We start from the raw sequence: 24,001 nt of genomic DNA on the forward strand, positions 1-24,001 counted from the left end.
GGACGCCCCGACCGGACACAGGACACGCCCCGGAACCGCTCTGACCTGGGATGGGGACACGGTTCCTCCCGGGTGCGAGTACCCCGGGCCCATTGCTACACAATGGTGACTTGGGGAGCGCATGAAGCGGCCCATCCGGGGAACCGCACACCGTGGTGGTGTGCACGTGACAGCGAACGTGCATCGTCAAACACGGCGGTAATCACGTTCGCAAGTACATCCGTGCCTTGCACGCGTCGGCCCCGGCCGGCGGCACACGATTGGAGATACCGACATGACCGCGCCTACCGCGCCCATCGCCGTCGCGCTCGACGCCAAGGACCTGGAGACCGCGGCCACCTGGGCCTCGGTGGTCGCGCCGCACGTGAGCACGGTGAAGGTGGGCCTGGAGCTGTACCTGCGCTACGGCCCCGACGTGGTCAGCGCTGTGCGCGGCGCCAGCCGGGTGGGTGTCTTCCTGGACCTGAAGCTGCACGACATCCCGGCCACGGTCGCCGGTGCCGCGCGCAGTGTCGCGGGTCTGCGCCCCTCGATCCTCACCGTGCACGCCGGGGGAGGGGCGGACATGGTCCGGGCGGCGGTGGAGGCCGCGCCGGACACCAGGATCGCCGCCGTGACGGTGCTCACCTCGCTGAGCGAGACGGACCTGGAGCAGGTGGGGCTGCTCGGTCCGGCCCGCGACGCGGCGCGGCGCCTGGCGGTGCTGGCGGTGGGTGCCGGGGCCCGTGCCCTGGTGTGCTCGCCGCACGAGGTGGCCATGCTGCGGGCCGAGGTCGGCCCCGACATCACCCTCATCACGCCGGGCGTGCGCCCGGCGGGGGCGGACAGGGGTGACCAGTCGCGGGTCGCGACGCCGGAGGAGGCCATCGCGGCGGGGGCCGACCTGTTGGTCGTCGGCCGTCCCATCACCCGGGCGGCGGACCCCGGTGCGGCGGCGGCCTCCATCGCCGCGGCCGTGCGCCGGGCCGGGGTCCGCGTCTAGTGAAGGAGGAAAGGGCGTCGGAAGCACCCCCTTCGACGGCGTCGGAGGGGATCAGGCGAAGGGATCGACGGATCCGGGAGACGAAGCAGTGCGGCGGGTCTGGCACACCGAGTTATGTGTCACTACCAGTCACTAATTAGGTGTGTCCGAAACTCGCCAGACACTGCCCAGAGTGACCTGGCTCACCCCTGTGTGACCTGCGCTGGTGGCACGCTTCGTGCTCCGCCGAATCGGGACTAAAGTCCTCTTTTTCGTCTCGGTTAGCAATTGGATCGTGACGTTGTGTAGTTGGTTCGACGAAATAGCCGCTGAAAGGGCACTTTGCGTTGCCTAACAGGGGTCGGACCTACTAACTTGCGCAGGCGTCCGCCCTCTACAAACGAGTAGAAATCCGAGGTGACCCGGCGTGGCCCTTCCTCCCCTGACACCTGAACAGCGCACCGCGGCTCTGGAGAAGGCCGCCAAGGCCAGAAAAGAACGCGCGGAGGTCAAGAACAAGCTGAAGAACGGCGGCGTCTCGCTGTCCGAGGTCCTCTCCAACGGACTCAAGGACGACGTCATCGGCAAGATGAAGGTTTCGGCTCTGCTCGAATCCCTTCCCGGCGTCGGCAAGGTCCGGGCCAAGCAGATCATGGAGCGGCTCAACATCGCCGAGTCGCGCCGTGTCCGCGGTCTGGGAACCAACCAGCGCGCCGCCCTCGAAGCCGAGTTCGGCGACCTCACCAAGTAGTTCCAGCCATCCCCCGCGGTACCGAGCGGTACCAGTAACACCTGAACGCAGTACACCGGACCGCCGCGTCCCCCACAGTCGCGGCGCCCACCGCGCCGCGACGGCGGCCGGTTCCCGGTGAGCTCTGGCCGGGCCGCGGCCGGCGGACGGGTGGCCCCAGGTCACGACCGTCCGCCGAGCCGCGGCCCGGTGGTATAAAAGAAGCTTCCCGCGACCGTACGCGGACACCCCGCACACCAGACCGCCCGCACGGTGATGACGTCCGGGCCGACCCGGCCCCGGTACGCGACGCGAGGGCCACGGCCCCGCCCCGTGGGGGACCGGCCCGAAGGGAAGCCTGGAACACACATGCCCGATCCCGGATCCCAGTCCCGCCCCGCGCAGAAACGACTGACCGTTCTGTCCGGACCGTCGGGTGTGGGAAAGAGCACGGTGGTGGCCCACCTGCGCCGCGTCAACCCCGACGTGTGGCTCTCGGTCTCGGTCACCACGCGCAAGCCCCGCCCGGGCGAAGAGGACGGCGTCCAGTACCACTTCGTCACCGACGAGGAGTTCGACCGCCTCGTCGCCCAGGGCCAGCTCCTGGAGTGGGCCCAGTTCGCGGGCAACCGCTACGGCACCCTGCGCCGACCCGTCGAGGAGCGCCTGCGGGACGGGGTGCCCGTCCTGCTGGAGATCGACCTCCAGGGCGCCCGCCAGGTCCGCGAGTCCATGCCCGAGGCCCTGCACGTCTTCCTCGCGCCGCCCTCCTGGGAGGAGCTGGTGCGTCGCCTCACCGGACGCGGCACCGAGTCCGAGGAGGTCATCCAGCGTCGTCTGGACGTGGCCAGGATCGAACTGGCCGCCGAGAAGGAGTTCGACACCACGCTCGTCAACACGTCCGTGCGAGACGTGTGCGATGAGCTGCTAGCGTTGATCACCGCGCCCAAGGTGTGATAGCGGCCGGGCCCGAGGGCCCGCGCCACCCGCGCCGTGCCGGGAACCGTCCCGGCGGCGCCCCGTCGTCCGACCACCGGCTCCCCGACGAGCCGGAACCGTCCCTGGGGGTAATTCGAAGTGGCTGGGGCCGAGCCCGTCGCCGAAGGCATCACCAACCCGCCGATCGACGACCTGCTGGAACTGGTGGACAGCAAGTACAGCCTGGTCACCATGGCCTCCAAGCGGGCCCGTCAGATCAACGCCTACTACGCCCAGCTGGGCGAGGGCCTGCTGGAGTACGTCGGCCCGCTGGTGGAGACCCAGGTGCAGGAGAAGTCCCTGTCCATCGCCCTGCGCGAGGTCAAGTCCGGTCTGCTCACCGCGGAGCCCTACGAGGGTTCCTGAGTCCTGCCTCCGCGCCCCCGTGGCTCGGGGCGTGGGAGGACCCGGCCCCGGGTTCGGGGGAAAGCGGTGTTCTCACCCACGCCTGTCCCCTTCCTCGCCGGGCGGCTCCGCCCGTCCCGAACGGGGCGCACGCACGTGAGGCGGCCGGGGGCTGGTAGAAATCGTGTCTGTGAGTGACACGCAAACCGTTCCCCGGGTGGTCCTCGGCGTCGGCGGGGGCATCGCCGCCTACAAGGCCTGCGAGCTGCTGCGCCGCCTGACCGAGTCCGGCCACCGGGTCCGGGTCGTGCCCACCGCCGAGGCCCTGCGCTTCGTCGGTGAGCCCACCTGGGCCGCCCTGTCCGGCCAACCCGTCTCCACCGGAGTGTGGGACGGGGTCCACGAGGTCCCGCACGTGCGCATCGGCCAGGAGGCCGACCTGGTGTTCGTGGCCCCGGCCACCGCCAACATCCTGGCCAGGGCCGCCGCGGGTCTGGCCGACGACCTGCTCACCAACACCCTGCTCACCGCACGCTGTCCGGTGGTGTTCGCACCCGCGATGCACACCGAGATGTGGGAGCACCCCGCCACCCAGGCCAACGTGGCCACCCTGCGCGAGCGGGGCGCCGTCGTCCTCGACCCGGCGGTGGGCCGCCTGACCGGCGCCGACACCGGACGCGGGCGCCTGCCCGAGCCCGCCGAGCTGTTCGAGGCCGCCCGCCTGGCCCTGCGCCGCGGCGCCGCCGCTCCCGACCTGGCCGGTCGGCGCGTGGTGGTCTCCGCGGGCGGCACCCGCGAGGCCATCGACCCGGTCCGCTTCCTGGGCAACCACTCCTCGGGCAAGCAGGGGTACGCCCTGGCGCGCACCGCCGCCGCACGCGGCGCCGACGTGACCCTGGTCGCCGCCAACGTCTCCCTGCCCGACCCGGCCGGTGCGCGCGTCGTGCGCGTGGGCTCGGCCGTGGAACTGGCCGAGGCCATGGAGACCGAGCGGGTCGGCGCGGACGTGATCGTGATGAGCGCCGCCGTGGCCGACTTCCGTCCGGTCGCCAGCGCCGCCTCCAAGATCAAGAAGTCCGGTGCGGCGCCCGCGCCCATCGAACTGGTCGAGAACCCCGACATCCTGGCCGGGCTGGTCGCCTCCCGCGACGCTGAGGGGCGGGAGCAGACCGTCGTGGGCTTCGCCGCCGAGACCGACGACGTGATCGACAACGGGCGCGCCAAACTGGCGCGCAAGGGCTGTGACCTGCTCGTGGTCAACCAGGTCGGCGGCGGGCGAGCTTTCGGCACCGAGGACAACCAGGCCGTGATCCTCGGCTCGGACGGCACGGCGGTGGACGTTCCCACCGGTCCCAAGGAGGACCTCGCCGACCGGGTCTGGGACCTGGTTCGCCAGCGCCTGGTGTGAGCCTCGTGGGGCGATGGAGGATCGGAGGACACCGCCGAACCGCGCGTGCCCAGGACTGGATTCTTACTGCTGAGTACGCCAGACTTCGAACGGGCACCCGTGCCGACCGGGGAAACCGGTCGTTGGATGCCCGCCCCCACGGTCCGGTTACAGTGGACCAACAACCAACCACGTCGGTCGGTATTGGCCGCCCCGGCAGGCAGCCGGGGACGACCGTCCCGCGCCGGCGATGTCAGCCAGCAGCCGCTGCAAGGAGTCACGCAACGTGTCCCGCCGCCTTTTCACCTCCGAGTCGGTCACCGAGGGCCATCCCGACAAGATGGCCGACCAGATCAGTGACGCGATCCTCGACGCGATGCTCACCCAGGACCCGCGCAGCCGGGTCGCGGTCGAGACGCTGATCACCACCGGTCAGGTCCACATCGCGGGTGAGGTCACCACCCAGACCTACGTCGACATCCCCGCCATCGTGCGCGAGAAGATCCTCGAGATCGGTTACGACTCCTCCGCCAAGGGGTTCGACGGTGACTCCTGCGGGGTCAACGTCTCCATCGACGCCCAGTCCCCGGACATCGCCCAGGGCGTCGACACCGCCTACGAGGCGCGTGTCGAGAACGAGGAGGACACCCTCAACCGCCAGGGCGCCGGCGACCAGGGCCTGATGTTCGGGTACGCCAACCGCGAGACCCCCGAGCTCATGCCGCTGCCGATCAAGCTGGCGCACGCCCTCTCCGAGCGCCTGTCCGCGGTCCGCCGCAACGGCACGGTGCCCTACCTGCGTCCGGACGGCAAGACCCAGGTCACCGTCGAGTACGAGGGGCAGACCCCGGTCCGCCTGGACACCGTCGTGGTCTCCAGCCAGCACTCGGCCGACATCAACCTGGACGAGATGCTCGCCCCCGACATCCGCGAGCACGTCATCGAGCCGGTCGTGGCCGCCTACGGTCTGGACGCCGACGACTACCGTCTCCTGGTCAACCCGACCGGCCGGTTCGAGATCGGCGGCCCCATGGGCGACGCCGGTCTGACCGGACGCAAGATCATCGTGGACACCTACGGCGGCTACGNCCGGCAAGGACCCGTCGAAGGTGGACCGCTCGGCCGCCTACGCCACCCGCTGGGTCGCCAAGAACATCGTCGCCGCCGAACTCGCCGAGCGCGTCGAGGTGCAGGTCGCCTACGCCATCGGCAAGGCGCACCCGGTCGGCGTGTTCATCGAGACCTTCGGCACGGAGAAGGTCGCTCCGGAGCTGATCGAGAAGGCCGTCAAGGAGGTCTTCGACCTGCGTCCGGCCGCCATCGTCCGTGACCTGGACCTGCTGCGCCCGATCTACTCCAGGACGGCCGCCTACGGCCACTTCGGCCGTGAGCTTCCCGAGTTCACCTGGGAGAGCACCGAGCGCGCCGCCGCACTGCGTTCGTTCGTGGGCGGCTGAGTCCGGGCGTCCGCCGCGACGCGCGTTCCACCGGGGGTGGGCGGTCATCACGACCGCCCACCCCCGGCGCGTCTTCCGGGTTCCTCCGCATGGCGCACGATCGAAGTGACTACTCCGTGTTATTCCATATAGACGTAATGTCATTTCTGTGCTCGTACGCGGAGGAGACCATGGTCCTGGCGACGGCGGCGTCCACGGTGGGTCTACTGGCCCTGCTCGCCCTGCCCGGCGCCCACCACGTGCTCGGCGAGCCGGTGGGCGCGGAGAAGGAGATCGTGCCCGGCGCGGGCAGCCTGCACGTGGCCCTGGAGCCACGTTCCGAGGAGGGGCGTCCGGGACCGGGCGACCGGGTCCGCTACACGGTCACGGTGCGCAACTCCGGTACCAAGGCGGTACCCGAGGCCGAGGTCGTGCAGTTCCTCCCACCGACGATGCGCTACGTCTCCGGCCCGTCCGGAGCCGAGGTGGGGGAGGGACGGGTGACGTGGTCGCGTTCCCTGGAACCGGGAGAACGGGCGACCACGCGGACCACCGGTGAGATCACCGGGGTCCGTGAGGGAGGACCGCACCCGGTCGCCACGGTGTGCGTGCGCCCCGCACCCGGAGCCGTGCTGGTCTCCTGCGACTCCGCCGTGGAGCGGGTCCACGCGGCGGTACCACCGGTGTGGGTGGTCACCGGACTGGCGTTCGCGGCCTCCGTGGCACTGTGCGTCGGCGGCCTGGTCCGCCACCGCCACATGCGTGAGCCCGACGGCGCGCCCGCGCCGGCGGAGGAGCGACTGATCGTCCACGTGCCCGGGCCGCGGACCGCGTCCGCCCCCGGGGGCGCCACCGGACCGGCGCCCGTGCCCGAACACCCGGCCGAACCCGTGTCCGTGCCCGAGTACTCCACCGAACCCGTGTCCGTGGACTCCGCCGAACCAGCACACGAACCCGAGACGGTGCCGGACCCCGAAGTCCTGCCGGTGTCCGCGGCCAGGGCCGCCGAACTCGACGCACACCACTGACACGGCGGGCACGAACGCCCACGCGGGCGGCTCCGGCCGAGTGCCGAAGCGCCGGAAGCCCGTCCCCGACGCGTTGACGGCGAGGAACCCCGGGCCACGACGGCACGGCGCGAACACGGACTCCCACAGGGCGCGGGGGCGGCCCGGAGCCGGCGGCGCCCCGAACACGGACGGGCCGTGTCCCCCACGTGAGGAGGACACGGCCCGTCCGAACGGTCAGCTCAGCTCGTCGAGCGCCTTCTCGGCCTCGGCCAGCCACGAGCGGCGGGGCCCCCANGTCCCCGTACTCCCGGACGCGACGCTCGTCACCGGCGTTCCTGGCCTTGTCCAGCTTGGCCTCCAGGTCACTGATCGCCGACGCCAGCTGGGAGACCGTGTCCTTCGCGCGGGCCCGCGCCTCGGGACTGGTGCGCTCCCACTCGGCCTCCTCGGCCCGGCGCACGCCGTCCTCGATCTGGCGGAAGGAGCCCTCCAACTGGTCGCGCACGTCGCGCGGCAGCTCACCGGCCTCCTCCCAGGCCTCCTGGAAGTCGCGCAGCCGCGCACGCGCCCGGCGCGGGTTGGTGATGCCGGGGATCTCCGCCCTCGCCTCGGCCAGGATGCGCTCCTTGGCCTCGGCGTTGACCCGAAGCTCGGCGTCGCGCTCGGCGAAGACCGCGTTGCGCGCGTCGAAGAAGGTGTCCTGGGCGGCCTTGAAACGCGCCCACAGCTTGTCCTCGCTCGCCCGGTCCGCGCGGCCGCTCCTCTTCCACCGCTGCATCAGGTCGCGGTAGGCGCGGGCCGTGGGTCCCCAGTCGGTGGAGTGTGACAGGGCCTCGGCCTCGCTGACGATGCGCTCCTTCTCCACACGCACCACCTCGCGCTCCTGGTCCAGGTTGGCGAAGTAGGCCTTGCGCCGCTTGGAGAAGGAGTTGCGCGCCGCCGACATGCGCTTCCACAGGGCCTGTTCGGTGGGGCGGTCGGCCCGGGGCGCCTTCTTCCACTCCTCGATGAGCTGGAGCATCCGCTCGCCGCCGGACTTCCAGTGCGTCGTCTCCACCGCGACCCGCTCGGCCTCGGCGACGATGCGCTCCTTGATCTCCCGGGCCTGGCCGCGCGCCTGCTCCTGGGCCTGCTTCTGCTCGACCTTGCGCTCCTCGGCGCGATCCGCCAGCGCGTCCAACCGCTTCGTCAGCGCGTCCAGGTCACCGACCGCGTGCGCCTCCCGGACGGAGTCGCGCAGCTTGTCGATGCTCGACATCGCGGCGGAGGCGGACAGGTCGGTGCTGCGGAGCCGCTTCTCCAGCAGCTCCACCTCGGTGACCAGGGCGTCGTACTTGCGGCGGAAGAAGGCCAGGGCCTCCTCCGGCGCCCCCGCCTGCCACGATCCGACGACCCGTTCGCCTTCACTCGTGCGCACGTAGACCGTGCCGTCGTCGTCTACGCGGCCCCAAGGGTCCGTGGTCACCGTGTCCTCCTGCTGTCATGAGCCCGACCGTGGGTCGGGCTCGGGTCGTCGCGTCGCACTCCCCGACCGTTCGTGAGGAGAACCACCGTATCCCCACGATTCGGCGGGAGGCGCCGCGCCGTGATACACGTCCGCGCGGATCACGTGGGTCCGCGTGCCCCCGTGCACCGGATCGGGCCGCCCTCCCGCCCCGGCTGGGGGTGCAGGTCGGAGCCCCGGCGTGCACCAAGGACGGTGACCAATATGGCATTACCACGCGGTTTGGCAAAGAGGCCAGCCGCGCGCGGTGATCGAATGGTGATGAAACGCGTGCCAGCGTGCGGGAATCGGGTCGCCGCCCTCCCCACGCCTCGGTAGGCTTCTCACCCTGGGGTTCACGCGTCCGGACCGCGGACCCGGCGCCCCACGACCGCGCACCCGACCGAGGACAGGACGACATCCGCCGTGCTCATCGCCGCACTTCCCACCGGGCCCCTCGCCGCGAACTGCTACGTGCTCGCACCGGCCCCGGGCGGCGACTGCGTCATCGTCGACCCGGGGCAGGAGGCCAGCGAACAGGTCGACAAGGTCCTGTCCGAGCACTCCCTGACCCCCGTCGCGGTCCTGCTCACCCACGGCCACTTCGACCACGTGTGGTCGGCCGCCGACCTGTGCGCGCGCCACGGCGTCCCCGTGCACCTGCACGCCGCCGACCGCGGTCTGCTCACCGAGCCCGCCGCGGGCGTGGACCCCGGCTTCGCCGCGCAGCTGTCCGCCCTGCTGGGCCCCGGTCCGCACGCCGAACCCGAGGACCTGGTCGAGGTCTCCGGCGGCGACACCCTCACCCTGGCGGGCGTGGACTTCGCGGTCGAGCACACCCCCGGCCACACGCCCGGCTCGGTCGTCTACACGGTGACCACCGAGGACGGGGTCCCCGTCATGTTCGCCGGTGACCTGGTCTTCGCCGGGTCCATCGGCCGCACGGACTTCCCCGGCGGCGACCACGACGCCATGCTGCGCAGCCTGGCCAGCGCCGTGCTGGACCGTCCCGACACCACCCAGGTCCTGCCCGGCCACGGCCCGGCCACCACCGTCGAGCGCGAGCGCGCCACCAATCCGTACCTGCGCGATATCGCCGGTTGACCCCGCGCGTCCCGGCCACTTCCGTCACCGCAGGAACGACGTATGACCACCGAGCAGCACCGAGGCGTCCACCGCCCGAGCACGGCCCCCCAGCCGCACGGCGGACGAGATATCCGCACCGGCCCCGCCTGAGGGCGGGTTCCGGTGGTTTCCACACCGCCCTCCCCGGGCTCCGTCCGGGCGCGCGTGGGCGGTGTGCTCAGGACTGGCCCGTACCCGAGCGCAGGTCGGGCACACTTGACATGAACAAGACGCTGAAGGAGAAGTCCGTTGATACGCACGCATGAGGCAGGTGCGTTGCGCGCCGAGAACGCCGGCGCGACCGTTGTCCTCGCCGGCTGGGTGGCCCGCCGCCGCGACCACGGCGGCGTGGTCTTCCTCGACCTGCGCGAGGCCTCCGGGGTGGTCCAGGTCGTCGTCCGTGAGGACGACCTCGCCCACGACCTCCGCGCCGAGTACTGCATCAAGGTCACCGGCTCGGTGCGGATCCGCCCCGAGGGCAACGAGAACCCCGAGATCCCCACCGGCTCCGTCGAGGTCGTCGCCGACGAGATCGAGGTGCTCAGCGAGGCCGCGCCGCTGCCCTTCCAGCTGGACAGCGCCGCGGACGTGGCCGAGGAGACCCGGCTGCGCTACCGCTACCTGGACATCCGCCGCGAGGAGATGGCCGAGAACCTGCGCCTGCGTTCCAAGGCGACCTACGTCGCGTACGAGGTCATGCGCGACCTCGGGTTCACCTACGTCGAGACCCCGTACATGACCCGGTCCACGCCGGAGGGCGCCCGCGACTTCCTGGTCCCGGTCCGCCTCCAGCCGGGTCACTGGTACGCCCTGCCGCAGTCCCCGCAGCTGTTCAAGCAGCTGCTCATGGTCGGCGGCATGGAACGCTACTACCAGCTCACCCGCTGCTTCCGCGACGAGGACCTGCGGGCCGACCGGCAGCCGGAGTTCACCCAGATCGACCTGGAGATGAGCTTCGTCGACGAGGAGGACCTCTTCGCCGTCGGCGAGCAGCTGTTCACCCGGCTGCTGCGCGAGGTGCGCGGCGTCGAGCTGCCCGAGCGGTTCCCGCGCATGCGCTTCGCCGAGGCCATGGACCGCTTCGGCTCCGACAAGCCGGACCTGCGCTTCGGCCAGGAGCTGGTCGAGGTCACCGAGTACTTCGCCGACACCCCGTTCCGCGTCTTCAAGGCGCCCTACGTGGGCGCCGTGGTCATGCCGGGCGGCGCCTCCCAGACCCGCAAGGAGCTGGACGCCTGGCAGGACTGGGCACGCTCACGCGGTGCGAAGGGCCTGGCCTACGTGCTCGTCCAGGAGGACGGCACCCTGGGCGGTCCGGTGGCCAAGAACCTCTCCGACGCCGAGCGCGGGGGGCTGGCGGCCAAGGTCGGTGCCGAGCCGGGCGACGCGGTGTTCTTCGCCGCGGGTAGGCGTTTCGAGAGCCAGGAGCTGTTGGGCGCCGCCCGTCTGGAGATCGGCAGGCGCTGCGACCTGGTCGACACCTCCCGTTGGGAGATCCTGTGGATCACCGACATGCCCCTGTTCGAGGAGGCTGACGAGGCGGGCGACTGGAAGCCGGTGCACCACCCCTTCACCGCTCCGGCGGTGGAGGACGAGGCCGACTTCCAGGACCACCCGGAGACCACCAACTCCCGGGCCTTCGACCTCGTGCTCAACGGCTACGAGCTGGTGTCGGGCTCCATCCGTATCCACCGGGCCGAGATGCAGCAGCGGATCTTCGACGTCGTCGGCCTGAGCAAGGCCGAGGCCGAGTCGAAGTTCGGGTTCCTGCTGGAGGCGTTCAAGTTCGGACCGCCGCCGCACGGCGGCCTGGCCGTGGGCTGGGACCGCATCATCATGCTCCTGGCGGGCCAGCCGACCATCCGCGAGGTCATCGCCTTCCCCAAGACCGCGTCGGGAGGTGACCCGCTGACGGGTGCGCCCACGCCGATCACCGCGTCCCAGCGGGCCGAGGCCGGGGTGGACGCCGACCCCGAGGCCGAGGAGCAGGCGAAGCAGAAGTAGGGGGTTCGGACCCTCGACGGGGACGGTGCGCGCGGTGCGCGTGCCGTCCCCTTCCGTGTGTCCAGGGGAACGGGCACCCCGTGGACGCCCGGAGCACCCCGCCGGAGCCGGGACCCCGTACGGGGAACGGACGCTACGGCTTTCTGCCGCCGCAGTTGCCGCAGTTGCCGTCACCGTCGGAGTTGCTGTTTCCACACAGGCGGCACTGCCAGTCCCAGACGGTGCCGCTGACCTTGAACCTCACCACGGCACGCCTGAGTACCAGGTACATGGGTTTGTCCTCGGGGGTCGAAGATTTTCGCACTGCATGTGGGGTGCCCGGATTCCCCCTGTTTTGAACCTGTCTTATTCGGTCATTCGGAGAAAGGCGTCGATTACCGGGCGCGGTCCGGAAGGGTGAACGTGGCCGGACGTGGCCGCGGTGGCCTGGCGCGGATGCGCCAGGAGCCGTCATCCCCTACCGTTGAGGGCGAATCACCCCTCCCGTACCGCGATGAGCACGTGTTGTGGAGTGGACACGGCGCATTCACGGGAACGGCAGTCCCGTACGCGGTCAGCAGCGGTGACGGAGTGCATTCTGCTGAGTCACACGAGCGTAACGATTCACCCCCTGTGGTCGGTCAGGTGCGGCCGGGGGCGTGCGATTCGGTGCCCACACATCCCATTGATGGAACACAGGTGTCCGTGTCTGGCCAGGTCAGGCGGACGCCAGACGGTGGGGGCACCGCAGTTCGCTCCGACCGGGTCCCGAATTCGTGCCTGTCCCGGACACTAGAATGAGCCGGTCGGAACGTTTCAGGGGTGGCCGCGCCTGAGCGCGGGTGTGACGTCCGAGACGACATGAGGATGAGTCATACGTGAACGGAAAACGCGCTTCAGGCGATGGTTCCGAGAGCGCTCTCGCGGAGGCGTTCTCCCACGCCCCCGAGCCCATGGCGCTCGCCCTGGCCGACGGCGCGATCCAGCACGCCAACCTGGCCTTCGCCGAGCTCTTCGGCCGCGACGCCGACGAACTCGCCGGACGGGTGTGGTACGACCTCCTCGACGGTGACGACGCCCAGACCGGTGCCCGTGCCCACGACGGGGCCCTCGCCGGACACCGGGGCCGCCGCGCCCGCCTGCGCCTGAACGTCGCCGACAAGGCCGCACACCTGGTGGAGGTCGAGGTGCGTCCCCTGGACGACGTCCGCGTGGTCGTCCTGCTGCACGCGCTCTCCACCGAGGAGGCCGACCTGCGCGTGATCGGCGAACTGCGCACCGACAACTCCGACTCCGTCCTGTGGAGTCTGGACCTGGGCAGCGGCCGCCTGCGCGAGATGTTCGGGCCCACCCCGCTCGGCGCCCTGCTGGCGGGCAACGACCGCGAACTCGAACGCATCCTGGAGCGGGTCCACCCCGACGACATCGCCCGTGTGCGCGACGCCATCTCCGCCTCCTTCGCCGGGCGCGACTACGAACAGCGCTTCCGCATCTTCGACCGTCTGGGCGACGAGCGGTCCCTGCACGTGCGCGCCCGCTACGTGTCCGGCGACCCCGACCGGCTCGTGGGCATCATCGACGACGTCACCGAGCACGTGCAGCTCGTCCGCCGCCTCGCCGACCGCCGCCGCACCGAGGCCGAGCACGGACGCCTGGTCACCGAGCTGTCCTCCAAACTCGTCTCGGCCACCACCGTCGACAAGGTCATGGACCTGCTCAGCGAGGAGTTCCTGCCGATCTTCGGCGGTGTCCAGGCCATCGCCCTCTACGTCGAGGGAGGGCTGCTGCGCAGCTCGCCCAGCGCCCACACCAAGGGCGGCAACATCGACCACATCGACGGCCGCCGCGCCGACGACACCGACTTCCCCATGGGCGCGGTCATCCAGGACCGCCAGCCGCGCTTCTTCGAGAGCCGCGCCGAGATCATCAGCCGCTTCCCCGCCGCGGTGCAGCTCATGCGCCAGGTGCGCGGCCAGGCCTGGGCCACCGTGCCCATCTTCGGGGACGGCAAGGTCGCGCTGGGCGTGTGGCAGATGGTCTGGGACCGCCCCCACCACGCCAGCCGCGACGAGCGCGCCCTCATGCTCACCTTCGCCGGGCTCGCGGGGCAGGCCCTCCAGCGCATCAAGGCGCAGCAGGCCGAACTGGAACTGGCCGACGCCGTCCAGCGCCGTATGCTGCCCCGCCAGGTCGCCAGCTTCCCCGACATGGACATTGCCACCAAGTACCTGCCCTCCCGCGCGGACTGGCGTATCTGCGGCGACTTCTACGACGTCATCGAGCTGCCCGAGAACAAGGTCGGCCTGCTGGTCGGCGACGTCCAGGGGCACGGCGTCGAGGCGGCGGCCGCCATGGGGCAGATCCGTGTGGCCTTCCGCGCCTACGCCACCAACCAGGCCGACCCCGGCGTGGTCCTGGGCGAGACCAACCGGCTGCTCACCGAGACCGGTGAGATCGTCTTCGCCACCTGCGGCTACCTCGTCGTCGACCGCGAGAGCGGTGTCATGCAGGCCGCCTGGGCCGGTCAGCCGCCCGTCGTCCTGGCCACCTCGGGCGGCTACGAGCTCTGGGCGCCCGAGACCGGCCCGCCGTTGGGCGTGCTCCCCGAGCACGAGTACACGGTCACCACCCGCATGCTCCCTCCCGGCACGGCCCTGCTGCTGTGCTCCGACGGGCTCGTGGAGAGCTCCGAGGTACCCATGGGGGAGGGGCTGGACCGGGTCGGCGAGGCGCTCGCCGAGCACCACGGGAACCCGGAGGAGGCCGCGCACGTCATCGCCGAGATGGCCCCCGCCGGACGCGGCGACGACATCGCCCTGCTCATCACCCGCATGATCCCCTCGACGGAACCCGCACGGGACCGCGCCACCGTCGCCTCGACGACCTGACCGGTCCCCCTTCCCGCCTACCCTGGACAGGTGCCCGAAACGCTGTTCGACGACGCCGGGGCGGAGGCCGCCAGGGGGCAGGAGCCGCTCGCCGTGCGCATGCGCCCCCGTACCCTCGACGAGGTCATGGGCCAGCGCCACCTGCTGGGCGAAGGCAGCCCGCTGCGCCGGCTGGTCGAGGACGACGCACCCATGTCCGTGTTCCTGTGGGGCCCGCCCGGTACCGGCAAGACCACCCTGGCCACCGTGGTCAGCCGTGTCACCCAGCGCCGCTTCGTGGAACTGTCCGCCGTCAGCGCGGGGGTGAAGGACGTACGGGCCGTCGTCGACGACGCCCGGCGGCGCATGGGCATGCACGGCACCCGCACCCTGCTCTTCGTCGACGAGGTCCACCGCTTCAACCGGACCCAGCAGGACGCGCTGCTGCCGGCGGTGGAGAACCGCTGGGTCAGTTTCATCGGCGCCACCACCGAGAACCCCTTCTTCTCCGTGGTCAGCCCCCTGCTCTCCCGCTCCCTGCTGCTGTCCCTGGAGTCGTTGGACGACACCGACGTCCGCGCCCTGGTGGACCGGGCCCTGACCGACGAGCGCGGGCTGGACGGCCGCTACACGCTCTCCGACGACGGCGCCGACCACCTCGTCCGCCTGGCGGGCGGTGNNCGCGGCGCTCGTCGCCGGCGCACCGGCCGCGGAACCGGTCACCATCACCGCCGAACACGTCGAGCGCGCCGTCGACCGGCACGCCGTGCGCTACGACCGCTCCGGCGACCAGCACTACGACGTCGTCAGCGCCTTCATCAAGAGCATGCGCGGCTCCGACCCCGACGCCGCCCTGCACTACCTCGCCCGCATGATCGAGGCGGGGGAGGACCCGCGCTTCATCGCGCGCCGCGTCGTCGTGCACGCCAGCGAGGACGTCGGCATGGCCGACCCCACGGCCCTCCAGACCGCGGTGGCCGCGGCCAGGGCCGTCGAGCTCATCGGTATGCCCGAGGCACGCATCAACCTGGCCCAGGCGGTCATCCACATCAGCCTGGCACCCAAGTCCAACGCCGTCATCAGCGCCATCGACGCGGCCATGGCCGACGTGCGCGCGGGCCTGGCCGGCCCCGTCCCCTCCCACCTGCGTGACGGCCACTACAAGGGCGCGGCCGACCTCGGCCACGGTGAGGGATACCGCTACGCCCACGACTTCCCCGGCGGGGTCGCCCCGCAGCGGCACGCCCCCGACGGGCTCGGCGACCGGGAGTACTACAGGCCCACCCAGCACGGCGCCGAACGCCGTTTCGGCGAGGTCCTCCAGCGCATCAAGGAGGTTCTCAGGGGCGGCGGTCAGCGCGGCTGACGCGTGCGGGGCGCGGCCCCGCCGCCCCCGGGCCGGGCGCCGGGGGCGGTGTTCGCGGCGTCAGTCGGTGAACAGTTCGGTGACCCGGACGATCTCCCGGGGCGTGTCGTCGCCCTCCCGCGCCTCCTCGGCGAAGGTCACCTCGACGATGACCACGGGGCCCCACGACAGGTAGTCGACGAAGTCGCCGCCGGTCAGCTCCCAGGTTCCGCGGCCCTCCTCGTCGATGAACAGGTGCTGGGGCGCGGCGCAGAACTTCGCGCAGAGCACCTCGGCCTCGGGGTCGATGACGGCCAGGCCGGGCTCACCGGCGGCCTCCCACCGCTCGGCCCACTCCGCGTGGGTGGGGACGCCCTGCCCCCGGACCAGTTCGCCCTCGGGCTCGACGGGGGTGTACAGCCACGGTCCCGTGGCGGGGGACTCCTGCTCCGCGGGGTCGAAACGCACCACCATGGTCAGCGGATCGTCCTCGGGCGAGGGGCTCTCCGAGGAGGACCGCTCCCCGGCGGTGTCGGCGGCGGCCAGGGCGCCGTCCTCCTCGGGGCCGAACGCCCGGGCGAGTCCCCACACACCGCCGCCGACGAGGGTGAGGGCGACCACCACGCTCCCGGCCAGGAACAGGGCGCGGCCGGGTCGGTGGTTGGACATGCGCCCCTCCAGCCGGATGACCTGGGGCACCCGCGCCGGCGGTTCCACGGCCTGCCACTCGCGCTCCAGGACGTGCGCCAGCTCGTCACGTCCGGGAGAGCCGGTCGCGCCGTCCTCCCCGGCGTTCTCCGCCTGCCACACGGCGATGACCGCGCCGATCACCTCGCGCAGGCTGGGACGCCGCTCCGGATCGGGGTCCAGGGCGCGCCCCACCACCGGCAGCAGCCCCTTGGGCAGGCCGTCCAGGTCGAAGGAGCCCTCCGCGGCGCGCTCCGCGATCTCCTCGGGCTCCCCGGGGCCGAAGGGCACGCGCCCCGTTCCGGCGAAGGCGACGACGGCACCCCAGGCGAACACGTCGGCGGCGGGGGTGGCCGTCCCGCCCCGGAAGCGTTCGGGGCTCAGCCAGGTGGCGCCCGCCCCGCGCATCCGTTCCGCGGAGGCCGCGACCGCGCACTCCATGATGTGCGGGCCGTGCGACTCCAGCAGGACCTCGCTGGGGCGCAGCGACCCGTGCGCCACACCGCGCGTGTGCAGTGCGGACAGGCCCTCGGCCAGACCGGTGGCCAGGGCGATGAGTTTGCCGGTGCCCAGGCCGCCGCGCCTGGTGACGTAGTGGGACAGCCGTTCGCCCGCCAGGTAGGGCATGGACACCCATGGCGGGTTGGCGTCGCTGTCGAAGGTCAGGGGGACGACCACGCGCGTGGGATCGGTGTTGGACAGTGCCCGCAGGCGCTGTTCCAGGGCGGGGTAGGCGTCGGCGGAGTCCAGTTCGGGGGATGTGAGCACCTTCACGACCACCAGGCGGTCGCCCGGACTGTCGGAGGCGGTGTCCACGGCGGCGTAGACGGTGCCGGTGGCTCCCTGCCCCAGACGTCCGAGGACGAGGTAGGGGCCGATCCGTGAGGGGTCGTCCGGATAGAGGGGGGCCAGGTCCGGCGGTACCAGTACGGAGATCTCTCGGGGAGAACGAGGGCTCATGAGCGTCCTGTCGATGCTTCTGTGGCCGAGGGGCGGCTGAGTGTCCGGACATCGTAGTGAAGATCCCGCTTGACAGTGATTCTCCCTCCGGAGGGGAGGATCGTCGATCCCCGTGTCCCGCACCGGCCACCGTGCGCGGAGTGAGACCGAACCGTGGCGTCCTCGTCCGGACACGGTCGGGACACGATAGGGTCGGCCGAAACCGGCCTGATCCGCGCGGACCACGGGGAGGACCCGCGAAGCCCGGGAGCCCGGTCACGGAGTCCCGGCCCGACGTGGTCGCCGGTACAACCCCCAGGGAGTCCGGCCCCCGCTTTCCGGCGCGTGCGCGAGGGGCCGTCGCACACCCTCGAAGTCACCCTCTATCTGCCCACGGAGCCCGCATGCTTACCGGAGGAGAGGTCGCCGCGCTCGTCGCCGCGGTGGTCTGGGCGGTGCTGGCCACGTTCCTGTGCGTGGCGCTCGTCAAACTGATCAAGCTCATCAACGAGGCGACCAGGGTCGTCTCGGAACTGGGGGACCGTACTCCGCCGCTGCTGGACGACGTCGCGTCCACGGTGGAGCGCACCAACACCTCGCTGGAGCGCGTCGAGGAGATCACCGCCAACGTGCAGGCCAGTTCCGAGGACGTCTCCACGATGACCGCGCTGACCCGCTCGGTGCTCACCGGTCCGCTGGTGAAGGTGGCCTCGCTGTCCTACGGTGTGCGCCGCGTGCTCGGTCAGCGCCGGGCCCTGGCGGTCGTGCGCGGCCGCAGGAGGAGGGAGAGCCGGTGATCGGCAGACTGTTCTACCTGGTGGCGGGTGCCGCGATCGGCGGTTACGCGGTCCACCGGGTCAACCGCGCCCGGCGCGCCCTCACGCCGGGGGGTATCGCCGAGCGCGTGGAGGGCCAGGTCACCGAGTACCGGGGAGCCCTGCGCGAGCTCAACGAGGACCTGTCCGAGGCGGTGCGCGAGCAGGAGGAGGAGCTCCTGCGCCGGTACGCCCCGCGGAGGGGGCGCCGCTCCCTGCCGGAGGCCGGACAGGAGCCCTCGGAGCTGTCCTGAGGGTGGTGTTCGGCGCCGGTTCCACGGTGCTTCCCGCGGTGTCTGGGTAGGGGCTTTCGTAGGAACGTTGTCCAGGTGATATGGAGCCTGCTCCCATGTACCCGCAGCAGCCCTCGAACGATCCGAACCAGGACGGCCCCCATCCCGAGGGCCGTTACCCTCCGGGCCAGCAACCGCAGGACCCGCAGCCGTACGGCAACCACCCGCAGCCCCCGGGCGTCCCCGTCTCGGGGAGGGGGGTCGGCATGCCCGGAGCGGCGATCACCGTGCGGGTGCTGATGTTCATCGGCGGCGTCTGCGGTGTGCTGCTCGGCGTGCTGATGTGGCTGGCCGCAGTGGCCGTGACCGCTGAGGGCGAACTCGGCGAGAGCTTCATGCGGGGCGTGCGGGAGGCGTCGGGCATGCCCCTGAGCGGTGGTGAGGCCGGGATGCTCTTCGCCGTCGTCGGGGCCGTCCCGTTCGTCTACGGGGTCGTGTCCCTCCTGCTGGCCTCGTTGATGGGTCGCCGCAGCCCCGCCGTCCTGTGGTCGGTCGTGGTCTTCCAGGGACTGGTCGCGCTGTTCCTGCTCTTCAACGTGTTCACCGGCGCGCTGGGAGCGCTGATTCCGCTGGCCTTCGCGATCCTCATGATCGTGCTCATGCTGCTGGGAAGCACGCGCGACTACTACACCCGGCCCGCGCCCGCCGCCCACTGACGCGGAACGGCCGCCGCCCCGAGGGGGACCGTACTCCGTGCGGTCCCCCTCGCCGTGTCCGGTACCGCGTCCCGCCTGGCCGTTTCGTGTTATTCCGGGCGCTTTTCGTAGGGTCCTTTGGCTGGCAAAACGGGTTATGGAAAGGCCGAAAAGCGCCCCTGGTCCCCGCAGCTCCCCGAGCCCGCGGGGCCAACGCCGGGAGTGCCCCACGGTCGGGCCGGCCAGGCTCCCGCGCGGACGTACGGCCACCGGCGGTATGAGGCCTGTGGACAACGGGGTTCGGCGGTGGTCGGCGGCGATAGCCTTGGAACAACCAGGCCGCCGCCGTTGTCCTGATCAGGGCGGGTCCCGGCGGCCACCCGCAGACCACGCGCGCTGGCACGGCGGTTCCCTCTACGATGGGCGCCTACCGACCACGCGTGACCACGGTCCCGACAGGGACAGCCACGTCGCCCAGGGCGGCGGAGCCGAGCACAGGAGGGCATCAATGGAGACGGCAGAGATCGCGCGCCGCTTCCTCAGTTTCTTCGAGAAGAACGGACACACCGTGGTGCCCTCGGCAAGCCTCGTCGCCGAGGACCCCACGCTGTTGCTGGTGCCCGCAGGCATGGTTCCGTTCAAGCCCTACTTCCTGGGCCAGCGCACCCCTCCCTACGACACCGCCACCAGCGTCCAGAAGTGCATCCGGACCAAGGACATCGAGGAGGTCGGCAAGACCTCCCGGCACGCGACGTTCTTCCAGATGCTGGGCAACTTCTCCTTCGGCGACTACTTCAAGGAGCGGGCGATCCCGCTGGCCTGGGAGCTGGTCACCACCCCGGTGGAGCAGGGCGGCTTCGGCATCGACCCCGAGAAGCTGTGGGTGACCGTCTACCTCGACGACGACGAGGCCGAGCGGATCTGGCGCGAGGACGTCGGCGTGCGGCCCGAGCGCATCCAGCGCATGGGCATGGAGGAGAACTACTGGGACATGGGCGTGCCCGGTCCCTGCGGCCCCTGCTCGGAGATCTTCTACGACCGCGGGCCCGAGTACGGTATCGAGGGCGGTCCCGAGGCGGACGAGAATCGCTACATCGAGATCTGGAACCTCGTCTTCATGCAGTACGAGCGGGGTGAGGGCAGCGGTAAGGAGTACCCGATCCTCGGGGACCTGCCCAAGCAGAACATCGACACCGGCCTGGGCCTGGAGCGCCTCGCGGCGGTCCTCCAGGGCGTCGACAACATCTACGAGACCGACATCATCGGCCGGGTCCTGCACCGCGCCGCCGAACTGTCCGGCACCCGCTACGGCGACGACGCGGAGCAGGACGTCATGCTCCGCGTCGTCGCCGACCACGTGCGCAGCGCCGTCATGCTGGTCGGCGACGGCGTCCGGCCCGGCAACGAGAAGGCCGGGTACGTCCTGCGCCGTATCCTGCGCCGCTCCATCCGCAACCTGCGCCTGCTGTCGGGCACCGACACCGCCTTCCTGCACGAGCTGACCGAGGTCAGCATCGACGCGATGAAGGACATCTACCCCGACCTGCTGGACAGGGCCGACGTCATCCACGGTGTGATCGACACCGAGGAGCGCAACTTCGCCGAGACCCTGCGCGCGGGGACCACGCTGTTCGGCCGCGCGGCCGAGCGCACCCGTGCCGCGGGCGGCACCGTCTTCTCCGGTTCGGACGCCTTCCAGCTGCACGACACCTACGGCTTCCCCATCGACCTCACCCTGGAGATGGCGGCCGAGCAGGGGCTGTCCGTGGACGAGGGCGCCTTCCGCGAGCTCATGCAGCGCCAGAAGGACACCGCCAAGGCCGACGCCAGGGCCAAGAAGCTCGGCAACGCCGACATCTCCCTGTACGGGCAGCTGCACGAGGGAGCGGGCGACACCGACTTCCTCGGCTACACCGACACCGAGAGCGAGTCCCACGTCAGGGGCATCGTCGTCGACGGCGTCTCGGCGCCCGCGGCCCGCGCGGGGGACAAGGTCGAGATCGTCCTGGACAGCACCCCGTTCTACGCCGAGAGCGGCGGCCAGCTCGCCGACACCGGCACGCTGGCCGTCGACGGCCGCGGCGTCGTGGACGTGGAGGACGTGCAGAAGCCGCTGCCCGGCCTGTTCGTGCACCGCGGCACCGTCCGCTCGGGCGAGGTGGTCCTGGACGACACCGTGCACGCCAGCATCGACACCGGCCGCCGCCACGCCATCGAGCGTTCGCACTCGGCGACCCACCTCATCCACTCGGCGCTGCGCAACACGTTGGGCCCGTCGGCGGGCCAGGCCGGTTCGGAGAACCGCCCCGGCCAGCTGCGGTTCGACTTCACCGCCGACAACGCGCTGGGCGGCGAGCGTCTGGCCGAGGTCGAGGAGGAGGTCAACACCGTCCTGGCGGGCGACATCCCGGTTCAGACCGAGGAGAAGAGTCTGGACGACGCCCTGAAGATGGGCGCCCTGGCCATGTTCGGTGAGAAGTACGGTGACCGGGTGCGCGTCGTCGAGATGAGCGACTACTCGGTCGAGCTGTGCGGTGGAACCCACGTGCCCTCCACCGCCAGGCTGGGCATCGTCAAGCTGCTCGGTGAGTCCTCCATCGGCTCGGGCGTGCGCCGTGTGGAGGCGGCGGTGGGCGTGGACGCCTTCCGGCGGCTGTCCAGGGAGTCGGCGCTGGTCGGCCAGCTGTCCGACCAGCTCAAGACCCCGCGCGAGGACCTGCCCGAGCGTATCGACTCCATGGTCTCCCGGTTGAAGAGCGCGGAGAAGGAGATCGAGAGGCTGCGCGCCGCCCAGGTGCTTCAGGCGGCCGGAACGATCGCCGAGGGCGCCCGCCGTCACGGTGCCGCGATGGTCGTGGCCGCTCCCGCGCCGGAGGGCACCAGCGGCGACGACCTGCGCAAGCTGGTCCTGGACGTGCGCGGCCGCCTCGGCGAGGACGAGCCCGCGGTCGTGGCCATGACCGCGGTGCCCAAGGACCGCCCGGTCGTGGTGATCGCCGCGAACAAGGCCGCGCAGAAGGCCGGGATCAAGGCGGGCGAGCTGGTGGGCATCGCGGCCCGCGCGCTCGGCGGCGGTGGTGGCGGCAAGCCCGACATCGCCCAGGGCGGCGGCAGCGACGCGAGCAAGGTCGACGAGGCCCTGCGCGCCGTCGAGGAGCGCGTGGCCAGGGGGTAGACCGCGTTCTCGGGCGTGTGTCTTCCCTCTCGCGGCTCCCCGGTCCCCCGCTCCTCACACCACCGTGCTCCTCCAGGAGAGAGGGGGAAAGACCGCACACGTGTGGACACTCCATGAACATGTCGCATAACCATGCGTGATGAGAGGAGGAATTCCGGCACGCGGGGGGACAGTGCTTCCATGGCGGCGGAAACCCCTGTCACCAGGGGCGGAACGACGGAGAGGCCCTCGTGTCGCCCCTCGTTCGCGACGGGGCGGCCCCCGGGTGACTTACACTCTGACGAAACGCGTCCGACCCGCGACCGCCCCGCATGAGGCGACCGTCGCGGTTCGCGGCCCCGACTGGCGACCTCGCCGGTGAAGCTGCGTGCCGCCATCGAATCGGGCATACTGTGGCGCGTCACAGCCGATCACACGGCTGTCTGTGCGGAGTTCCCCGCGATCCAGCTGACGAACAGGACCACCGTGTTGAGGATTTCCCAACCGCGGTGCCGCGCCCGCAGCGGCACGGCCCGCTCGCGCACCGTTCCCGGGGCCGGGGAGAGGTCCTCTTGAGACACGGTGTACGCCTGGCCGTCGACCCCGGTAACGCCCGCATCGGGGTCGCCGCCAGCGATCCCAGCGGTACGCTCGCCAGCCCGGTCGAGACCATCCCGCGCGGCAGGGGCGACGTACAGCGCATCGCCACCCTCGTCCTGGAACGGGAGGCGCGCGAGATCGTCGTGGGCTACCCTGCCTCACTGTCAGGTGGGGAGGGTCCGGCGGCCCGCTCCGCGAGGGAGTTCGCGAACACGCTCGCCGCGCTCCTGCACCCCGTCCCCGTCCGCCTGGTCGACGAACGCCTCACCACGGTGACCGCACAGAGCCAACTGCTCTCCGGCGCCTCCTTCTCCGGGAGGGGAGCCAGGAGCGGCCGTGCCCGCAGGTCGGTCATCGACCAGGCAGCCGCCACCGTGCTCCTCCAGAGCGCCTTGGACCAGGAACGGTCAACAGGCCAGCCCCCGGGCGAGATCGTCCGCTCCAGCCAGGGAGAATGATGAACGACAGGGATGACCACCCCGACAATCCCTATCGTGGGCGCGTCAACCGTGAGCGCGGTGACGACTACGACCCGCTCGGCGGCCCCCCGCCCGCGCAGCAGCGCCCGCGCGGACGCCGGGCGCGCCCCGGTCCCCCCGACTGGAACGACGCCCCCGACACGGGTGGGTTCCGCGCCTCCCGGCACGTTCCGAGAGGTGACGGGGACTACGACCCCCTGAGCCCCGACGCCCCTCCGCGCGGACGCCGGGCGCGCCCCGAACCGCCCGCCGACGGTCCCCAGAGGCCCGCCCGGCGCGGTGGCGCGGCCGACGCCCTGCGCGGAGGCCGCGCGGCCCGTTCCGGTGCCGCCCGTTCCGGTGCCGCCCGTTCCGGTGCACCGCACCCCGAGGGCCCGGGCGGCGACCCCCGGACCCAGGAACCCGCCCGGTCCCGGCACGGCGGTCCGGCGTCCGACCCGACCCAGGACGCCTTGGCGGCCCTGGCCGGCCTGGGCGAGCCCGTGGTGCCCTCCGGCCCCGCCGAGACCGACCCGCAGGGGTTCTCCGGAGCGGAGGAACCGCCCCGGCGCGGCCGCCGTGCCCGTCCGGAACCGGAACCCGAGCCCGAGCCCGAACCACCGGTGCAGGAGGAGTCCCGGAGCCGTCGCGGTGGTCGCCGCAGGCGCGGCGCCCCGGTGGACGAGCCCCCGGCCGAGGCCGCGGCACCGCCCGTGGACGAGGAACCCCGGGGCAGACGTGCCCGCCGCAGGCGAGGCAGGCGCGGCGAA

At 71.6% G+C, this 24,001-nt stretch carries 17 protein-coding genes and 5 pseudogenes; 18 read left to right on the plus strand and 4 right to left on the minus strand.

Features of this window, described 5'->3' with window-relative positions; all coding sequences use genetic code 11:
- The first annotated feature begins 274 nt into the window (after positions 1 to 274).
- From pyrF to D455_RS31640, 8 genes and pseudogenes are all read left to right on the plus strand, one after another.
- Positions 275 to 982, plus strand: coding sequence for an orotidine-5'-phosphate decarboxylase (gene pyrF / locus D455_RS0125085; RefSeq protein WP_017573418.1), 708 nt, complete (start codon positions 275 to 277; stop codon positions 980 to 982).
- A gap of 406 nt (positions 983 to 1,388) precedes the next feature.
- Positions 1,389 to 1,712: an integration host factor, actinobacterial type gene (mihF, locus tag D455_RS0125090; RefSeq protein WP_017573419.1), complete on the plus strand. Its 324-nt coding sequence runs from the start codon at positions 1,389 to 1,391 to the stop codon at positions 1,710 to 1,712.
- A 348-nt stretch (positions 1,713 to 2,060) separates the two neighbouring features.
- On the plus strand, positions 2,061 to 2,648 hold the full coding sequence (gene gmk / locus D455_RS0125095; RefSeq protein WP_017573420.1) for a guanylate kinase: 588 nt from the start codon (positions 2,061 to 2,063) through the stop codon (positions 2,646 to 2,648).
- Between the two features lie 120 nt (positions 2,649 to 2,768).
- Complete coding sequence (gene rpoZ / locus D455_RS0125100) at positions 2,769 to 3,035, plus strand: DNA-directed RNA polymerase subunit omega (RefSeq protein WP_017573421.1); 267 nt, start codon at positions 2,769 to 2,771, stop codon at positions 3,033 to 3,035.
- 196 nt (positions 3,036 to 3,231) lie between these two features.
- On the plus strand, positions 3,232 to 4,422 hold the full coding sequence (gene coaBC, locus D455_RS0125105) for a bifunctional phosphopantothenoylcysteine decarboxylase/phosphopantothenate--cysteine ligase CoaBC (RefSeq protein WP_017573422.1): 1,191 nt from the start codon (positions 3,232 to 3,234) through the stop codon (positions 4,420 to 4,422).
- 319 nt (positions 4,423 to 4,741) lie between these two features.
- A pseudogene (locus tag D455_RS35640) lies at positions 4,742 to 5,440 on the plus strand (S-adenosylmethionine synthetase N-terminal domain-containing protein); the annotation flags it as partial.
- A gap of 39 nt (positions 5,441 to 5,479) precedes the next feature.
- Positions 5,480 to 5,858 (plus strand): annotated as a pseudogene (locus tag D455_RS35645) (methionine adenosyltransferase domain-containing protein); the annotation flags it as partial.
- Positions 5,859 to 6,226: 368 nt separating this feature from the next.
- Positions 6,227 to 6,865 carry a hypothetical protein gene (locus D455_RS31640; RefSeq protein WP_241480372.1) on the plus strand — a complete coding sequence of 213 codons (639 nt, stop codon included), beginning with the start codon at positions 6,227 to 6,229 and terminating at the stop codon, positions 6,863 to 6,865.
- 216 nt (positions 6,866 to 7,081) lie between these two features.
- Here the strand turns inward: D455_RS31640 and D455_RS33285 are convergent.
- Positions 7,082 to 8,312, minus strand: a pseudogene (locus tag D455_RS33285) (DUF349 domain-containing protein).
- Between the two features lie 444 nt (positions 8,313 to 8,756).
- On the opposite strand from D455_RS33285, the gene D455_RS0125135 reads away from it, so the two are divergent.
- Positions 8,757 to 9,434, plus strand: coding sequence for an MBL fold metallo-hydrolase (locus D455_RS0125135; RefSeq protein ID WP_017573428.1), 678 nt, complete (start codon positions 8,757 to 8,759; stop codon positions 9,432 to 9,434).
- Between the two features lie 270 nt (positions 9,435 to 9,704).
- Complete coding sequence (gene aspS / locus D455_RS0125140) at positions 9,705 to 11,459, plus strand: aspartate--tRNA ligase (RefSeq protein ID WP_026122960.1); 1,755 nt, start codon at positions 9,705 to 9,707, stop codon at positions 11,457 to 11,459.
- 133 nt (positions 11,460 to 11,592) lie between these two features.
- Here aspS and D455_RS34655 read toward each other — a convergent pair whose 3' ends face one another.
- The gene (locus D455_RS34655) at positions 11,593 to 11,730 is read right to left on the minus strand and encodes a hypothetical protein (protein WP_017573430.1); all 138 of its coding nucleotides are present in this window, start codon (positions 11,728 to 11,730) and stop codon (positions 11,593 to 11,595) included.
- 586 nt (positions 11,731 to 12,316) lie between these two features.
- Between D455_RS34655 and D455_RS0125150 the strand changes: the two genes are divergently transcribed.
- Together D455_RS0125150 and D455_RS31645 are read left to right on the plus strand one after the other, a co-directional pair.
- Positions 12,317 to 14,326, plus strand: a complete 2,010-nt coding sequence (locus D455_RS0125150) for a SpoIIE family protein phosphatase (protein ID WP_026122961.1) — start codon at positions 12,317 to 12,319, stop codon at positions 14,324 to 14,326.
- Positions 14,327 to 14,356: 30 nt separating this feature from the next.
- Positions 14,357 to 15,671 (plus strand): annotated as a pseudogene (locus tag D455_RS31645) (replication-associated recombination protein A).
- A gap of 60 nt (positions 15,672 to 15,731) precedes the next feature.
- Here D455_RS31645 and D455_RS0125160 read toward each other — a convergent pair.
- Positions 15,732 to 17,297, minus strand: coding sequence for a serine/threonine-protein kinase (locus tag D455_RS0125160; RefSeq protein WP_017573434.1), 1,566 nt, complete (start codon positions 17,295 to 17,297; stop codon positions 15,732 to 15,734).
- A gap of 383 nt (positions 17,298 to 17,680) precedes the next feature.
- Here D455_RS0125160 and D455_RS0125165 point away from each other — a divergent pair, with 383 nt between their 5' ends.
- From D455_RS0125165 to alaS, 4 genes are all read left to right on the plus strand, one after another.
- Positions 17,681 to 18,073, plus strand: coding sequence for a DUF948 domain-containing protein (locus D455_RS0125165; RefSeq protein WP_017573435.1), 393 nt, complete (start codon positions 17,681 to 17,683; stop codon positions 18,071 to 18,073).
- Positions 18,070 to 18,345 carry a hypothetical protein gene (locus tag D455_RS0125170; protein ID WP_017573436.1) on the plus strand — a complete coding sequence of 92 codons (276 nt, stop codon included), beginning with the start codon at positions 18,070 to 18,072 and terminating at the stop codon, positions 18,343 to 18,345. The genes D455_RS0125165 and D455_RS0125170 overlap by 4 nt, the downstream gene beginning before the upstream one ends.
- 95 nt (positions 18,346 to 18,440) lie before the next feature.
- Positions 18,441 to 19,040, plus strand: coding sequence for a hypothetical protein (locus D455_RS31650; RefSeq protein WP_026122962.1), 600 nt, complete (start codon positions 18,441 to 18,443; stop codon positions 19,038 to 19,040).
- Between the two features lie 487 nt (positions 19,041 to 19,527).
- Positions 19,528 to 22,194: an alanine--tRNA ligase gene (gene alaS, locus D455_RS0125180; protein ID WP_017573438.1), complete on the plus strand. Its 2,667-nt coding sequence runs from the start codon at positions 19,528 to 19,530 to the stop codon at positions 22,192 to 22,194.
- Between the two features lie 410 nt (positions 22,195 to 22,604).
- Here alaS and D455_RS34660 read toward each other — a convergent pair whose 3' ends face one another.
- A complete protein-coding gene (locus tag D455_RS34660; protein ID WP_169552677.1) occupies positions 22,605 to 22,754 on the minus strand; it encodes a hypothetical protein in 150 nt (49 codons plus the stop codon).
- Between D455_RS34660 and ruvX the strand changes: the two genes are divergently transcribed.
- Complete coding sequence (gene ruvX, locus D455_RS0125190) at positions 22,746 to 23,231, plus strand: Holliday junction resolvase RuvX (RefSeq protein ID WP_017573440.1); 486 nt, start codon at positions 22,746 to 22,748, stop codon at positions 23,229 to 23,231. The two genes, D455_RS34660 and ruvX, sit on opposite strands and share 9 nt — an antisense overlap.
- Positions 23,231 to 24,001: pseudogene (locus D455_RS31655) on the plus strand (endolytic transglycosylase MltG); the annotation flags it as partial. The gene ruvX and the pseudogene D455_RS31655, both read left to right, overlap by 1 nt.

Origin of the sequence: Nocardiopsis halotolerans DSM 44410 (assembly GCF_000341065.1) — a bacterium.
Taxonomy (GTDB): Bacteria; Actinomycetota; Actinomycetes; order Streptosporangiales; family Streptosporangiaceae; genus Nocardiopsis; species Nocardiopsis halotolerans.